Origin of the sequence: Hafnia paralvei, assembly GCF_020150375.1 — a bacterium.
Classification (GTDB): Bacteria; Pseudomonadota; Gammaproteobacteria; order Enterobacterales; family Enterobacteriaceae; genus Hafnia; species Hafnia paralvei.
This window is the reverse complement of record NZ_CP083737.1, coordinates 238,456-254,278: the sequence shown is the minus strand read 5'-3', so window position 1 is coordinate 254,278 and position 15,823 is coordinate 238,456. Positions and strand designations below refer to the sequence as shown.

16 protein-coding genes are annotated in these 15,823 nt (G+C 49.1%); 1 reads left to right on the top strand and 15 read right to left on the bottom strand.

Features of this window, described 5'->3' with window-relative positions:
• Positions 1 to 36: 36 nt before the first annotated feature.
• The 3 genes from fre to pepE all read right to left on the bottom strand — a co-directional run bounded on the left by fre (position 37) and on the right by pepE (position 3,173).
• A complete protein-coding gene (gene fre, locus K9N75_RS01180; RefSeq protein ID WP_008815899.1) occupies positions 37 to 738 on the bottom strand; it encodes an NAD(P)H-flavin reductase in 702 nt (233 codons plus the stop codon).
• 48 nt (positions 739 to 786) lie between these two features.
• On the bottom strand, positions 787 to 2,295 hold the full coding sequence (ubiD, locus tag K9N75_RS01175) for a 4-hydroxy-3-polyprenylbenzoate decarboxylase (protein ID WP_008815898.1): 1,509 nt from the start codon (positions 2,293 to 2,295) through the stop codon (positions 787 to 789).
• Between the two features lie 152 nt (positions 2,296 to 2,447).
• The gene (gene pepE, locus K9N75_RS01170) at positions 2,448 to 3,173 is read right to left on the bottom strand and encodes a dipeptidase PepE (protein WP_008815897.1); all 726 of its coding nucleotides are present in this window, start codon (positions 3,171 to 3,173) and stop codon (positions 2,448 to 2,450) included.
• A gap of 253 nt (positions 3,174 to 3,426) precedes the next feature.
• Between pepE and rfaH the strand changes: the two genes are divergently transcribed.
• Complete coding sequence (rfaH, locus tag K9N75_RS01165) at positions 3,427 to 3,915, top strand: transcription/translation regulatory transformer protein RfaH (protein WP_008815896.1); 489 nt, start codon at positions 3,427 to 3,429, stop codon at positions 3,913 to 3,915.
• Positions 3,916 to 3,994: 79 nt separating this feature from the next.
• Here rfaH and hemB read toward each other — a convergent pair whose 3' ends face one another.
• The 12 genes from hemB to K9N75_RS01105 form a co-directional block, all read right to left on the bottom strand.
• Positions 3,995 to 5,017, bottom strand: coding sequence for a porphobilinogen synthase (gene hemB / locus K9N75_RS01160; RefSeq protein ID WP_008815895.1), 1,023 nt, complete (start codon positions 5,015 to 5,017; stop codon positions 3,995 to 3,997).
• 14 nt (positions 5,018 to 5,031) lie between these two features.
• Positions 5,032 to 5,814: a 3'-5' ssDNA/RNA exonuclease TatD gene (gene tatD, locus K9N75_RS01155; RefSeq protein WP_224452138.1), complete on the bottom strand. Its 783-nt coding sequence runs from the start codon at positions 5,812 to 5,814 to the stop codon at positions 5,032 to 5,034.
• Between the two features lie 62 nt (positions 5,815 to 5,876).
• Positions 5,877 to 6,665, bottom strand: a complete 789-nt coding sequence (gene tatC / locus K9N75_RS01150) for a Sec-independent protein translocase subunit TatC (RefSeq protein ID WP_224452137.1) — start codon at positions 6,663 to 6,665, stop codon at positions 5,877 to 5,879.
• Between the two features lie 3 nt (positions 6,666 to 6,668).
• Positions 6,669 to 7,223 (bottom strand): Sec-independent protein translocase protein TatB, encoded by a 555-nt coding sequence (gene tatB / locus K9N75_RS01145; RefSeq protein WP_008815893.1) that lies wholly within the window; start codon positions 7,221 to 7,223, stop codon positions 6,669 to 6,671.
• A gap of 3 nt (positions 7,224 to 7,226) precedes the next feature.
• Positions 7,227 to 7,496, bottom strand: coding sequence for a Sec-independent protein translocase subunit TatA (tatA, locus tag K9N75_RS01140; RefSeq protein WP_004089379.1), 270 nt, complete (start codon positions 7,494 to 7,496; stop codon positions 7,227 to 7,229).
• 134 nt (positions 7,497 to 7,630) lie between these two features.
• Positions 7,631 to 9,265, bottom strand: coding sequence for a ubiquinone biosynthesis regulatory protein kinase UbiB (gene ubiB / locus K9N75_RS01135; RefSeq protein ID WP_008815892.1), 1,635 nt, complete (start codon positions 9,263 to 9,265; stop codon positions 7,631 to 7,633).
• Positions 9,262 to 9,879 (bottom strand): ubiquinone biosynthesis protein UbiJ, encoded by a 618-nt coding sequence (gene ubiJ, locus K9N75_RS01130; protein ID WP_008815891.1) that lies wholly within the window; start codon positions 9,877 to 9,879, stop codon positions 9,262 to 9,264. Before ubiJ ends, ubiB begins: the two co-directional genes overlap by 4 nt.
• Positions 9,880 to 9,892: 13 nt before the next feature.
• Entirely contained in the window at positions 9,893 to 10,648 is a 756-nt protein-coding gene (gene ubiE, locus K9N75_RS01125) for a bifunctional demethylmenaquinone methyltransferase/2-methoxy-6-polyprenyl-1,4-benzoquinol methylase UbiE (protein ID WP_004089375.1), read from the bottom strand.
• 103 nt (positions 10,649 to 10,751) lie between these two features.
• On the bottom strand, positions 10,752 to 12,284 hold the full coding sequence (gene rmuC, locus K9N75_RS01120) for a DNA recombination protein RmuC (protein ID WP_175320595.1): 1,533 nt from the start codon (positions 12,282 to 12,284) through the stop codon (positions 10,752 to 10,754).
• Positions 12,285 to 12,405: 121 nt separating this feature from the next.
• A complete protein-coding gene (locus tag K9N75_RS01115; RefSeq protein WP_008815889.1) occupies positions 12,406 to 12,936 on the bottom strand; it encodes a DedA family protein in 531 nt (176 codons plus the stop codon).
• A gap of 120 nt (positions 12,937 to 13,056) precedes the next feature.
• Positions 13,057 to 14,865 (bottom strand): carbon starvation CstA family protein, encoded by a 1,809-nt coding sequence (locus K9N75_RS01110; protein WP_004089370.1) that lies wholly within the window; start codon positions 14,863 to 14,865, stop codon positions 13,057 to 13,059.
• Positions 14,866 to 15,022: 157 nt separating this feature from the next.
• The gene (locus K9N75_RS01105) at positions 15,023 to 15,808 is read right to left on the bottom strand and encodes a tyrosine-protein phosphatase (protein WP_039189738.1); all 786 of its coding nucleotides are present in this window, start codon (positions 15,806 to 15,808) and stop codon (positions 15,023 to 15,025) included.
• Between the last annotated feature and the right edge of the window lie 15 nt (positions 15,809 to 15,823).

Sequence of the window (15,823 nt, the reverse complement as noted above, 5' to 3'; positions counted from 1 at the left end):
CGGCAGGTCATTCAACCTGCCAGCTGGCGCGTAATATCAAATAAACGCAAAGGCATCACCAAACATGTGATCCGCTTTAGCTTCTCGTTCAGCACAAAAACGTTCGCGCGCGATTTTGGCCATCTCAAAGCGACCCGCGATGTAAATGTCGTAATCCGCCAAGGAACCATAATCTTGTAAAACCGCACTCAACACCGTTCCAGTTCGACCATTCCAGCCGTCTTCCGGTTGTTCTACAACAGGAATAACTTTCAACTGTGGATGCTGCTCTTGAAGCGCCTCCAACTCGGCTAAATCGTACAGGTATTTTGATTCTCGCCCGCCCCAATAGATGGCAATTTCACGCTCTGGTTTCTGCGCTAGCGCCATCATCAGAATCGAGCGAGTGTAAGAAAACCCAGTACCGCCAGCAATCAGCACTAATGGACGATCGCCCTCTTCACGTAGCCACGCTTCGCCGTGTGGAATATCAACGTTAACGACGCGATCCTTCAAGATTCGATCCATCACGGCCATTGCGTAAAGATTGATTTCTGAAGCGCCGATATGCAGTTCGATAAAGTCTTTTTCCAATGGCGTAGATGCCATAGAGAAAGGACGTTTATCGCGCTCATCCATTTCAACCATCAAATACTGGCCCGCGCGAAACGAAACCGGAGCTTCCGGCACCAACCGAACGCGATATACCGTATCGGTGATAGCCTCAACGGAAGTGACTTTACAGCTCAACGTTGTCATGTAGTTACTCTATCGGATAATGGGTTTTGCATAACCAGACAGCCACCTCTAATCAGGCTTACGGCTTTTCATAGCGTCAGTGTGGTTATCTTCCAGAATTGCCAGCTCGTCCCAGATGGCATCGATCCGCGTGCGGACTTTTTCATCCATAACAATGGGGCGTCCCCATTCGCGTTGTGTTTCACCCGGCCATTTGTTCGTAGCATCCAGTCCCATTTTGGAACCCAATCCAGACACTGGCGAAGCAAAATCAAGGTAATCTATCGGCGTATTTTCAATCATTACCGTATCACGAGCAGGATCCATTCGAGTAGTGATCGCCCAAATAACATCGTTCCAATCTCGCGCATTGATATCGTCATCACAAACAATAACAAATTTGGTGTACATAAACTGGCGTAAGAATGACCACACTCCCATCATCACGCGTTTCGCATGACCTGGATATTGTTTTTTCATGGTCACAACCGCCATGCGGTATGAGCACCCTTCCGGCGGCAAATAGAAATCAACAATCTCAGGAAATTGCTTTTGTAGAATAGGCACAAACACTTCATTCAGCGCCAATCCCATCACCGCAGGTTCATCCGGCGGACGCCCAGTATAAGTGGAATGATAAATCGGGTTGCGGCGCTGCGTGATATGGGTGACGGTAAAAACAGGGAAGTTATCAATTTCATTATAGTAGCCGGTATGATCGCCATACGGCCCTTCCGGTGCCATTTCACCCGGTTCAATATAACCTTCCAACACAATTTCTGCGCTGGCAGGTACTTCTAAATCATTAGAAATACACTTTACTACTTCCGTTTTATTACCGCGCAGCAAGCCAGCGAACGCATACTCTGAGAGAGTATCTGGCACGGGCGTTACTGCCCCTAAAATCGTGGCTGGATCGGCACCCAATGCTACCGAAACAGGGAAACGCTCACCAGGATGTGCTTGGCACCACTCTTGAAAATCAAGCGCCCCGCCGCGATGCGACAGCCAACGCATGATCACTTTATTCTTACCTAACACCTGCTGGCGATAGATACCTAAATTTTGGCGTTCTTTATGCGGGCCACGCGTAATTGTCAGCCCCCAAGATATCAACGGAGCCGCATCTTCAGGCCAGCAGTGCATCACCGGTATACGCCCAAGGTCGACATCATCGCCCTGCCACACTAACTCTTGGCAAGGCGCTGAATTCAGCCGCTTAGTCGGCATATTCAACACCTGCTTAAACTGCGGTAGCTTATCGAACAGATCGCGGAAGCCTTTTGGTGGCTCCGGCTCTTTCAAAAACGCCAGCAGCTTACCGACTTCACGCAGCGCACTCACATCCTCCTGCCCCATGCCCAAGGCAACACGTTTTGCCGTACCAAACAGGTTACATAAAACGGGGATGTCGTAACCTTTCGGGTTTTCGAACAGCAAAGCGGGTCCACCGGCACGCAGGGTGCGGTCCGCAATTTCTGTCATTTCCAGATAAGGATCGATTGGCTGGCTGATGCGTTTTAGCTCACCTCTCTGTTCCAGCAAAGAGAGGAATTCGCGCAAGTCACGGTATTTCATAGCTTTCTTATTGGGCTGGTGAAGAACCCATTATAAGCGTTCTTCACTTTAGTTGCTGCACTTTTGTTACAAACAGATAACTAATTGCTTTAGTAAGCATTATCGTTAACCCGAGGTCGGCAACACAGCTTGCTCATACGAGTCATGGGCAGTTAACGACAGCGGAAAGGCACCATCTCGGCTAAAGCCTGAGTATCGAAATACTCCTGAGTTTCCTGATTGTGGCGGAACACTTTAAACCCCTGTGCTTTCACGCTGTAGTATTCCAACTCATCCCCAGCCACATGCAGCAAGCTACCTTCACGCAACGCGATCACATATTCGCTTGGATTTATCGCACAGAATTCAGCGATACGCTCATCACGAGTTTCTCCCATATGCCCACTCAGGTGTGCATCGATGTAATGGGGATTAATTTGCACAGGGAACAACCCCAGAGCCGGAAGCACAACGCTGTTGCGTACTGGCATATCATTTGTGGTGCGGATGCTTGGCGTAGCCACATTACACCCCGCACTCCAACCGATATACGGGATCTCACGCTCACGAACAGCCCGTTGGATTGGTACAACCAGCCCTTTTTCGTGCAGCATTTGGTTTAACAACCAGGTATTGCCACCGCTAACCAGAATACACTCAGCTTCTTCAATCGTTTTAACCGGATCGCTTGAATGGTGCAGGCTCGTTACCTTAATGCCTAACGAATTCTCTAGCTCCGCGGCGCGCGCATCGTAGTCACCACGGATCACCGCATAAGGCACCAGCACAGCCGAACGAATCTTCTTGCTTAGCAGCATGGACTGAATCGGTCCCTTAGCGTAGCCCAGCAACTCAGACTCACCAGAAACCTTGCCGTTACTCAGTAAAAACAACTCCATGAAAATATCTCCTGACATTGAGGACGATCTTATTGCGCTTTGCCGCGCCGAAAACCAACTCTATTACAGCTAGTCTATGGGGCGACATTTATAACTAATAATTATGGGTCTAGCTGTGATCTTCTGCCTGAAGTGGCAAAAAATGTTAAATCATCGCGCACCTAACGGGAAAAACGCACGCTCCCACCTCGAAACTGTCTATCGAATCGACCTTTTGTTATGCTTTGAGTAAGTCATTTAATCGTGGGTTGTTATGGAATCGTGGTATCTGCTGTATTGCAAAAGAGGTCAACTGGAGCGTGCGAAAGAACATTTATCACGCCAAGAGATCCCTTGCTTCACCCCAATGATTACGTTGGAGAAAATCGTCCGCGGTAAACGTACGCAGGTTAAGGAACCGATGTTCCCTAACTATATGTTTATCGAGCTTGATCCTGAAAGAGTCCATACCACTACCGTGCAATCAACACGCGGAGTGAGCCACTTTGTACGATTTGGCGCACTTCCAGTCACTATACCGTTTAAAGTTATCAAGCAATTGATGATGGCGCCCCCAACGGAGTGTGTCGATCCTGATACGCCGGCCCCAGGTGATACCGTCGTGATTACCAGCGGCGCCTTTGAAGGATTCGAGGCTATCTATACCGAAGCTGACGGAGAAAAACGTGCCATTCTGCTGCTGAACTTATTGAATAAACCCGTACAGCAAAGTGTAGAAAACACCGATTTTGAAAAGCTATAGAGCTTGAAGCTATAAATAAAAAACCGCCGATGGAGCCCCATGGCGGTTTTGTCTATCTCTATGCTTCTACTGCGTAGAATTAACGATTCATTTCTGCATCATGCAGCCACTGAGCTACGCGCTTAGCGAAATAGGTCAGTACTCCGTCTGCTCCTGCGCGTTTGAAGCAAATCAGTGACTCCATAATCGCAGGTTTTTCTTGTAACCAGCCGTTCTGAATCGCGGCCATATGCATCGCGTATTCACCAGAAACCTGATAGGCGAAGGTTGGCACGCCAAAGGTATCTTTCACACGACGCACCATATCCAGATATGGCATACCAGGCTTCACCATCACCATATCAGCGCCTTCCTGTAGATCCTGAGCGACTTCTTGTAAAGCTTCATCGCTGTTTGCGGGATCCATCTGATAGGTTTTCTTATTGCCGCCTTTCAGGTTACCAGAAGAGCCCAACGCGTCACGGAATGGACCATAGTAGCAGGACGCATACTTGGCTGAGTACGCCATGATTTGAGTATTTACCATCTGCTGTGCTTCAAGCTGATCGCGAATCGCACCGATACGGCCATCCATCATATCGCTTGGCGCAACAATTTCAGCACCGGCTTCTGCATGTGACAACGCCTGACGAACCAGAATTTCTTTGGTGATGTCGTTAATCACATAGCCATCTGCATCAATAATACCGTCCTGACCATGGGTGGTGTAGGGATCCAACGCCACGTCAGTCAGCAAACCTAGCTCTGGTACGGCATCTTTCAACGCACGAACAGCCCGCTGTACCAAACCATCTGGATTGTATGCCTCTTCTGCATGCAGAGATTTTTTATCCGCGCCAATGACGGGGAACAACGACAATACCGGCACGCCCAATTTAGCGATGGCTTCAGCTTCTTTGACCAGCAAATCGATGGTCATACGATGCACGCCGGGCATTGAGGAAACTTCTTCCTGATGATTTTTGCCTTCCATAACAAACACGGGGTAAATCAGATCGTCTACTGTCAGGACGTTTTCAGCAACTAAACGACGGCTGAAATCATGGCGACGAACACGGCGTAGACGACGGCCTGGGAAGGCACCTGGAAATGCATAGCTCACGTTATTCTCCTTACTTATGCCAGCCGGAAAAGTTGACGGGCATTATTTTCAGTAACCTGCTTCAACCACTCCACATCCTGCTGACGCCAGCCAGCCACTTGTGAAACGATGTGTGGTAAGTAACAGGGTTCATTACGTCGCGATTTAGGTTTGGTTTCTAAATCACGCGGCAGTAAATAAGGTGCGTCAGTTTCTAGCAACAGACGCTCAGTTGGGATCTCTGGAAGCATTGCGCGCAACTCAAGGCCACGTCGCTCATCGCAAACCCATCCGGTAATGCCAATGTAAAGTCCGAGATCTAAACATTCATGTAGCTCTTCACGGCTGCCCGTAAAGCAATGTACAACGGCACCCGGCACTTTTCCGAGCCACGGACGCAAAAGCGCGATAAATCGGTCATGCGCAGAACGGCAATGCAAAAACAGCGGCTTATTCAAATCTGCAGCTAATGCAAGCTGCGCACTAAAAGCTCGCTCCTGCTCCGCTGGAGTAGAAAAGTTGCGGTCGAAATCAAGCCCACACTCCCCCACAGCAACCACTTCTGGCATAGCTGCCAAGGCCGATATCTGTGTCGCCGTCTGGCTATTCCATGAACTGGCGTTATGCGGATGCACGCCGGCTGTCGCCCAGCAATAGCCCGGATATTCGCGCGCCAACGCTATAGACCGTTGGCTTTCTTGCACGTCAGTACCCGTGACCATCAAAGCATTCACGCTAGCCTTACGCGCACGTTCAATCACTTGGTCGACATCTTTGGCAAACTGACCACTTGTTAGATTAACGCCAATATCCAGCATGGAATAACTCCAAAATCAAAGTAAAGAGGCCGCCCTTTCGGCGGCCTCTGGCACTCAGTGTGTCAGCCTTGTTTTGGCTGTTCGTCAGTATCTTCTTCGCTTCCTTCATCCTCATCATCATCACGAGGACGGCGTTTTCCCACATAGAAACGAGCAAAGAACACGCCAATTTCAAACAGGATGCACATTGGAATTGCCAACAACGTTTGTGAAAACACGTCTGGCGGTGTGAGCAGCATGCCCACAACAAAGGCTCCGACGATGACGTACGGACGTTTCTTTTTCAACTCTTCTGGGGTAGTGACACTACTCCAGCACAGCAGAATAATCGCAACCGGAACTTCAAACGACACGCCAAACGCCATAAACAACGCCATGACAAAGTCGAGATAGTTGTTAATATCCGTCGCAATAGTAACGCCTGCCGGCGCCGTCTTGGCAAAAAAGCCAAACGCCAAGGGGAACACGATAAAGTACGCAAACGCCATGCCTAAATAGAACAGCAGAGAGCTTGAGAACAATAGCGGCATTAGCAAACGGCGTTCATGCTTATAAAGCGCAGGCGCAACGAAAGCCCAAATTTGGTACAAAATCATCGGCGCAGAGATGAATACTGATACCATCATTGTCAGCTTGATCGGCGTGAAGAACGGCGATGCGACATCGGTGGCAATCATGCTCGCGCCTTGAGGCAGTTGCTTAATGAGCGGCGATGCAATCAGGTGGTAAATGTCGTTGGAAAAATAAACCAGCGCCAGAAATACCACCAGAATACAAATAATCGAATTTAAGAGTCGCTTACGTAGCTCGATTAAATGGCTAATCAACGGCTGGGTATCATCAACGGCCATGCTTTAACGATCGCTTGTTGTAGAGTGAGAGGGAACAGGCTGCTCTGGTGCTTTCACTGTTTGTTGCTCAGTGCTTACCAAAACGTCCTCTGTGGCTACCGGCTCAACCGAAGCTGCATTTGTCGCATCCACTTTAACGGCTTCCGCACGCTTGCGTTCATCTTCTCTTAAGTCCGCATCGACTTCATCATGGAACGCTTCAGGATCCGACACATCCGGTTTATGGATGGTTTCAGCCGCTTTTGCTACAGGCTCAGTCACCTGAGTCTGATAGCTACGCTTCATCGACTCTGCGGCTTCTTTTAGCTCATCCATTGAGGCTTTTAGCTCAGGCGTAAGATTTTGAAGACCTGCGCTTTCCGCTTTCTTCAGACTATCCTGCAACTCCTGCAGCTTTAATTCCTGCGACAGTTCATTCTGAACAGAGGCCGCAAGAGATCTTAGCGCCCTAATCCATCCTGCCACTGTACGCACTGCAACAGGTAACCGCTCAGGCCCTAGAACAACCAGGCCTATCACCATTACCAGCAACAGCTCACTAAACCCGATGTCAAACACGGTTTACACCTGCTCTTTGTTCTGGCTCTTAGATTCTTCTTTCTTCACTTCTGGCTGCTGCTCAGAAAGAGACTTAAAGTCTGCATCCTGTGGTGCGGCACTGTTGTTTGCGTTAGTCGATGGAGGCGTTTTATCTTCGTCACCAATCGCCTTTTTAAAACCTTTGATAGATGCCCCGAGATCGGAGCCCAGAGTACGCAGCTTGTTAGTACCGAACAACAGCACCACGATCACTGCAATAATCAATAACTGCCAAATACTGATACCACCCATTTTAATCACCTCTATTGATAGGGGTTATTCGTGCGCCGCATTATACGGTAGTCACGCAGAAATATTGAACTACTAACCAATAACTATTAATTAAAACTATGCGCTGAGAACGATATAACACTCGTAAGAGGTATCTACTGACGGGTGTAACGCCATCCAACAATCCAAGCAACACAGCCGCCAGCAATAATCCAAGCTGGCCAAACAGGTATCTTCGCAGCGACCAAGATCGTACCACTCAGTAATAGTGTAGCGCCAATCCCAAACAAGTATCGTGAACGCCCATGGCGATTACGTTGCTTATCTAGCTGAGCGAATACCCGATCAACGCTCTGCTGCAATACTTTGTGCTGTTGCAAACTATCATAAAACAGCTCAGGGAGCTCAGGGAGCTTCTCAGCCCAAAACGGCGCTTTCTCTTTTAACGCACGAATAATAGCGGGTATACCCACCTGATCGCGTAGCCATGTTTCTAGGAAGGGCTTCGCTGTGGTCCACAGGTCTAACTGTGGATAGAGCTGACGCCCTAAACCTTCGACATACAGCAACGTTTTTTGCAGCAGAACCAGCTGCGGCTGCACTTCCATATTGAAGCGGCGCGCAGTGTTAAAAAGGTTCAGCAGAACATGTCCAAAAGAAATCTCAGCCAGCGGCTTTTCGAAAATCGGCTCACAAACGGTGCGAATTGCAAATTCAAAATCTTCGATGTTGGTATCACGAGGAACCCAACCAGAGTCAACATGCAGCTCAGCAACCTTGCGATAATCACGGTTGAAAAATGCGATAAAGTTTTCAGCCAGATAACGTTTATCATCTTTGTTCAAACTCCCCACGATCCCGCAATCAATACCGATATACTGTGGGTTCTCAGGGTGCTCAAAACTGACAAAAATATTGCCGGGATGCATATCTGCATGGAAGAAACTATCGCGGAACACCTGCGTAAAGAACACCTGCACGCCTCGTTCGGCCAACAGTTTCATATTGGTATTCTGCGCATGCAAAGCGGGTAAATCAGAAACTGGAATACCGTAGATCCGCTCCATAACCAGCACGTTTTCACGGCAATAGTCGGAGTAAATTTCTGGCACATACAGCATTGGGCTGCCTTCGAAATTACGACGCAGCTGAATCGCATTTGCCGCTTCTCGTAATAAATTAAGCTCATCCAGCAGCGTCTTTTCATATTCACGCACCACTTCGCGCGGGCGTAAACGACGGCCATCAGGCATGAGCTTAGGCACCCAGCCAGCAAGTCGATACATCAGGCGAACATCGGCTTTGATGATCGGTAGAATGTCAGGCCGAATGACCTTCAGAACGATCTCCTGACCATTCTCTTTCAGCTTAGCGGTATGTACCTGTGCAATCGACGCCGATGCTAACGCGTTTTGGTCGAAATCATCAAACCACTGCTCAAGCGGGCCACCCATTGAGTCTTCAATTTGCTTACGAGCTAAAGCACCATCGAATGGTGCAACGCGATCCTGTAGCAATGCAAGCTGATCGGCAATCATCGGAGGGAAAAGATCGCGACGGGTGGACATCATCTGGCCAAACTTAATCCAGACAGGCCCTAGCTCTTGTAATGCTAAGCGCAAACGCTCGCCCAAAGGCTTGTCTTTATGCTTGTTACGCATCCAGAACAGCAGATGACGCCCCATTCGTAACGGAAGCGTGATGCGCATTTTCGGGATCAGTTCATCTAGTCCATAAGCAAGGAAAACCCGAACAATCAAATAAAATCGGCACAGTTCCGATGGCGTCATATTTTATCCTCGAGCAGAGAAAGTCGCGTTTCCAGACTTTCGAGCTGATGGCTGACGGCATCAACTTCTTCAGAAAACCAAGCCGCTTCCAAAACCCCTGGAGCTAAACGCCACTCTTCAGTCACAGCTTGACCGATGTATTGTCGCTGACGCTGGCTGCCAGTCACCACAAAATGGGCACCTTTGCGTATAAACATACTCATGCCCTGAGCAACGACGTCCCCCGTATAGGGAGCTAACAACTCTGCGGGATCCCATTCAGCTAAATCCATTAAACCGATAAATTGCTGCACAACCTGAATATCCCCCTCTACGACTAAATCGCCAGAGCGGATAAGCGCGGTAAGCTGTTGACGGTCACGCAGTTCCGGTAACACGGATAGTCGCGTTTTAACGCAGCACTCTGTGTCGCCTTCCCACGCGCCCAAAACATCCAGACGGTTATCGCTAAAAACCAGATAGAGCGGTGAGTTTATCTCATTGACGAAAACGCCCAGCACCTTGCCCGTCAGGCGCTGGCGCGCATTGTTGAGCGCACGGTCACGATACAACATTCGATTAAGTGCCGTTTCAATCGCACCGGTAAATAATGGATTTAGCAATGGGGTCAGCATAACGATCCTTCAGTTAAAACTTATAGCCACGATGTAAAGCAACAATCCCACCAGTCAGGTTGAAATACGTCGTGTTTTCGAAACCGGCATCATCCATCATGGACTTCAGCGTTTCTTGATCGGGATGCATACGGATCGATTCGGCTAAGTAGCGATAGCTTTCAGAATCATGCGCCACTAATTCGCCAATTTTCGGCAGGATATGGAATGAGTAAGCATCATAGGCTTTGTTGAGCGGCTCGAGTAATGGCTTGGAAAACTCAAGAACCAGCAAGCGTCCACCTGGCTTTAACACACGATACATGGAGCGTAACGCTTTATCTTTATCAGTGACGTTGCGTAGACCAAAAGCAATGGTGATACAGTCAAAATGGTTGTCGGGGAAAGGCAGAGCTTCTGCGTTGGCCTGTACGTAGTTAATATTGCCGATAACGCCAAGATTACGCAATTTCTCGCGCCCAATCTTAAGCATTGAGTCGTTGATATCTGCCAGAACCACTTCACCCTGCTCGCCAACAATGCGAGAGAATTTTGCTGCAAGATCGCCTGTACCACCAGCAAGATCAAGTACCTTTTGCCCACGGCGCACGCCGCTGCAATCAATGGTAAAACGCTTCCAGACACGATGAATACCAAATGACATGAGATCATTCATCAAGTCGTATTTTGCCGCTACGGAATGGAATACTTGAGCAACTTTGCCCGCTTTTTCAGCTGTGGCGACGGTTTTGAAACCAAAATGAGTGGTTTCTGGCGTTTGATCTACCATTTTTCTAAGCCTGCTTTTAATCTAATTGATTGTGAATCTACGCGATTAAGCGCTGCCCGTTGGTGCGAACAGTGCTCGGCCTTATCGAAGCAAGGAGCAGTGTTTAATCATCGAGTCCGTTGGCGACTCTTATGGTAGGTTGCTGTATCGCCTGCTCGGCAGGATCAGCAAACTCCTCATCTTCGGGTTCATTTTCCAGTCGGGCTTCATCAGCAAGCGAAGGACTTATCGGCCTTTTCACTTCCACCCCTAAAGTGCGGAAACTCTCGACTTGTCCTATCAGATTACCACGGCCTTGTGCCAGTTTGTTCATTGCCTGACGATAACTTGCCTGCGATTTATCCAGACTCTGCCCAAGAGATTCCATATCATCAACGAACAAACGCATCTTATCGTATAATTTCGACGCACGTTCGGCGATTTTCTGTGCATTCTGACTTTGATGTTCATAGCGCCATAAATTACTAATAGTACGCAACGCCACTAACAGCGTTGTTGGGCTCACCAGCATAATGTTATGTCTTAGGGCTTCGCTAATCAGTTCGGGCTCGCGGTCGATGGCGGCTAAAAAAGCAGGCTCAACTGGGATAAACATCAGGACATAGTCCAAAGAGCGCAGTCCCGGAAGCTGCTGATAATCTTTACGCCCAAGCTGACGAATATGCCCTTTCACCGAAGCCACATGTTCCTGCAGAGCCAGTTCACGCACCATGTCATCTTCGGCGTTGAAATAGCGCTCATAGGCCACCAATGACATTTTCGCGTCGACCACCACATCTTTACCCTGTGGCAGACGCACAACAACATCGGGCTGCATACGGCTATTAGTACCAACCTGAACACTCACCTGTGTCTGATATTCATATCCCTCACGCAGGCCAGAGGCTTCCAAGACACGACTGAGGACAACCTCCCCCCAGTTACCCTGTGTTTTGTTATCCCCTTTCAAAGCCTTAGTCAGGTTTACCGCCTCACGCGCCATTTGTGCATTTAGCTGCTGAAGATTACGGATTTCGTGCGCCAGCGTATGCCTTTCACGCGATTCTTGCCCAAAGCTATCCTGCACCTGACGGCGAAACCCATCTAGCTGTTCGCGTAACGGGCTCAATAAGCTATTCAAACTTTGGCGATTCTGCTCCTCAACCCGTTTTCCGCTATGTTCAAAAATACGATTAGCTAAATTTTCAAACTGAGCACTAAGGCGCTGCTCACTGTTGACCAGCAAGCGCTGTTTTTCTTCTGCTCCCAGTCGTGTCTCTTCCAGACGAATAGTCACTTCTCGTAATTCAGCCTCTTGCGCGCTGTTGACCTCACGCAGCGCACGCAGCTCCTGATTTAGCTGCTCACACTCGTTACGCCACACGGATTGCTGATTCAGCTTCTCCTGAGTTGCGGCAAGCTGACTGTGCAGCATACGCAGTTCTTGATCTTTCTCGCGCTGCTGCAGCTCTTGCTGTTGGCGTTGCTGTATCAGCGTCTGCTGTTCTTGCTGATACTGTGCAATCTCTTGCAGGTGCAGACGCAAATCACCTTCCAGTGTTAGCCGCTGCTGTTGTATTCGTAAACTCGCGATCAACCAACCCACCAGCATGCCAACGACGGCACCTGCTACACCATAAAATATGCTGGAATCCACCCTGCCTCCGCCTTATAACGCTTTCTGATCGTCACGGTAATAATATACTGTATGGATGTCCAGAGCGAATACGCAAAGGCTGCGAAACAGTACGCAAAATTGTATGAAATAGAATGAGAACTTAGTCCAGCCAGCCATTGAGCCACTGAATGCCAAATGCGCCGGGTGCTAACATGGCAAATCCCCAAAGAATCGCCGACAGCAAATTGGCTAGCTGAAAATAGCGCTGCGGCATGCCACATATCCCCGCAACCAAAGGGACGACCGCACGCAATGGACCAAAAAAACGGCCAATAAACACGCCCCACGTTCCCCAACGTTCAAAGAAGGTATGACCCCGAGCCATCATCTGTGGATGGCGGGATAGCGGCCACATATGCTCAACCTGATGCTGGTAGCGGTCACCAACCCAGTATGAAACCCAATCGCCAATAAACGCACCTGTGCTAGCGGCGATCCATAGCGGCCAAAAAGCAATTCCACTCTCGCCGATGAGGGCACCCAACCCCAACAAAATTACCGTAGCGGGGAGTAACAGAGACAGAAATGCCAGCGACTCGCCAAAAGCCAAAATGAAAACGATTGGGATGGCCCAATGCTCATGGTTGCGGACAAACTCAACCACTATCTGGATGATGCTATCTAACGTCACGATGCAGCTCTCTCGATTGAGGTTAAACAGGCAGGATACGGCATAACGTGGCGTTGTAGATTAACCAAAAATAAACGGCCGATAAATCGGCCGTTTTAAACAATGATGAAACGCTAACGATTAAGCCGTTGCAGTTGTCTGTTCAGCACGAAGTTCCTTGCCACGTACAGACCACAGCTCACGCCATTTACGTAGGGCAGAGATAAGGATAATCACGCCCAGAACCATCATGATAATAGAAATAGTTCCGTTGAAAATATTGTAGCCTTTCGCCGCCGAGTTGAAGTACACGTTCTTAATCATCCAATAACCGGCATAGTTTACGGTGACAAACAGGTACGCCAACGGAATAACACAGGTCAGCATATAAGCTCGTTTAGTCGCTAAACGCAGGATGATCGTGGCACCAATAATGAGGCCAACAGAAGCCATCAGCTGGTTAGAGACACCGAACAGCGCCCATACCGAGTTAATGTCACCAGAGTTCAGCAGGTAGCCCCACAGCGCGCAGGCGATGACAGAACAGAAGATGGACCCAGGCAGCCAGTCAGTACGCTTCAGCGGAGCCCACAGGTCGCCTAGGAAGTCTTGCAGCAGGTAACGTGCTACACGAGTACCGGAGTCAACGGCGGTCAGGATAAACACCGCTTCGAACATAATGACAAATTGGAAGAAATAAGACGCCAAACTGCTAAACCATGGCACACGGATGAAGATATCGGTCATACCCACAGCCAGCGTAACGGCACCACCGGTACGGCCATAAAGATCCAGACCAATTTCTTCGCTTAGCTTAGGCAGGTTAACCACATCCATGCCTAATCCCGCCCACGCTTCCGCACTTGAGTTAATCGCAAAGTAGTCAGCAGGATGCAGAGACGTTGCCGCAATCAGCGCCATCACACCCACCACACACTCCGCCAACATTGCACCAAAACCTACCGGCAGAATATCGCTCCATTTGTCGATCTGTTTTGGCGTGGTGCCAGAACCGATAAACGCATGGAAACCGGAGATTGCGCCACAGGCAATGGTAATCGAGATGAATGGCCAAACTGGGCCAGCAAGAACCGGGCCGCCGCCGTGAATGAACTGAGTCACCGCAGGGAACTGAATTTCTGGGTTAATGAAGATAACACCGATCACCAACGCGCCGAACACGCCAATTTTCATAAAGCTAGAAAGGTAACCACGCGGCGTCAACAGCATCCATACAGGTAACGCGGTAGCAAAGAATGCATACGCTGGCAGCAACAGGCTTACCGTCGTCGCTTTAAACGTCAGCCACTCACCAAAAGTGGTGTTCTGGATATGAGGACCGAAGAATACGCAGGCCATGATCGCGGCGATACCCACGTAAGTCGCGCCTTTCATGCTACCAGTAACGCGTTCCCACAACCCCACACCAATAGCGATAGGAATGGTCATAAACACGGCGAAAGTCCCCCAAGGGTTACGTTCCAGCGCGTGCACTACCACCATCGACAAACCGGCCATGGTAATCGTGATAATGAACAGCATTGCTAAACCCGTACACCAGCCTGCAATCGGCCCTAGCTCGGATTTAGCCACTTCAGATAAGGATTTACCTTGATGTTTCATGGACGCGAACAGCACCACGGTATCATGTACCGCACCGCCGACCACACAGCCAATCAACAACCAAAGGAAGCCCGGCAGGTAGCCGAACTGCGCTGCAAGAACCGGTCCAACCAAAGGCCCTGCAGCAGCGATTGCTGCAAAGTGGCTACCAAAGTTAACCCACTTTTTGGTAGGTACGTAATCTTTCCCGTCTTCAAAGGTATGTGATGGAGTCACTTCGTTATCATCAGCACGCAGTACCTTTTTTACGAAAAAGATACCGTACAAACGGTAGCAGATCGTAAGGATACACAGCGTAGCAATAACGAATGTAATTGCATGTTGCATAGTTATTATCTCCTGAGGATTTCTCAGGCGTTAACATACTTGAGGGCTATTTGGGGAAGGGATTGAATTTGATTAAGCGGTGTTTTGGCTCAGTAAGCGGTATGAAAAGTGGATTGAGTGGAGCCCATCGACTCCACTTTCATGAAATATCGGGGAGTTACGGCTCTAGGAACTGTTGCTGAAGTTGTGATCTCACCTGCATATTTAGGCCATATTCCTGCTCTAGCCAACTATCGATTGTGCTGTATCTGGCTTTGATCGCATCCAACGCCGTGACCAAAAACTCTTCGCGAGCAGACAGGACATACGAAAACTGCCCCAGCGCCTTTTCATTCAGTTTAACAGACAGGTAATCCAGCATTTGGCTACGGAATGGCGCTAGCGTGGTTTCAGTTAAAAGATAATCTTCCATCACCGTTGCTTCGTCGGCGCCTAAGGCAAACAGTACCAGTGCTGAACCAACGCCGGTTCTATCCTTACCGACTGCGCAATGCTGCACGATGGCGCCTTCTTCACCGCTCTGTAACAGGGTGCTTAACAGTTGGTAAGCGTGATTGCTAAAAGGTAGGCGACGGTAGAGCTCCAACATAAAAGCATTGGCGTCGAAAGACTCTAGCGCTTCGCTAGTGAGTTTCTCCAGATTAGCGTTAACTTCGGTACTCAGTGGATTAGCAGGCAAATTGATATAGCGTACCGCATCCCAAAGCACATCTGGCTTGGTAGACACCTCGTCGGCATCGCGATAGTCGAGGATATTTTTGATAGGTACCTCTTGCAGGTAGCTTAAATCCTTATCCGTTAGGCGATCTAACGCCCCTGATCGGAACAATCTACCACGCTTAACTCGACGGCCATCGGCAGCGAGATAACCGCCCATATCGCGAAAGTTAACGCCACCTTCCAAGGGGGCAAGGGAGGGATGCAAAAAAATAGTGGCTGTCATCATGACCTCTTATTA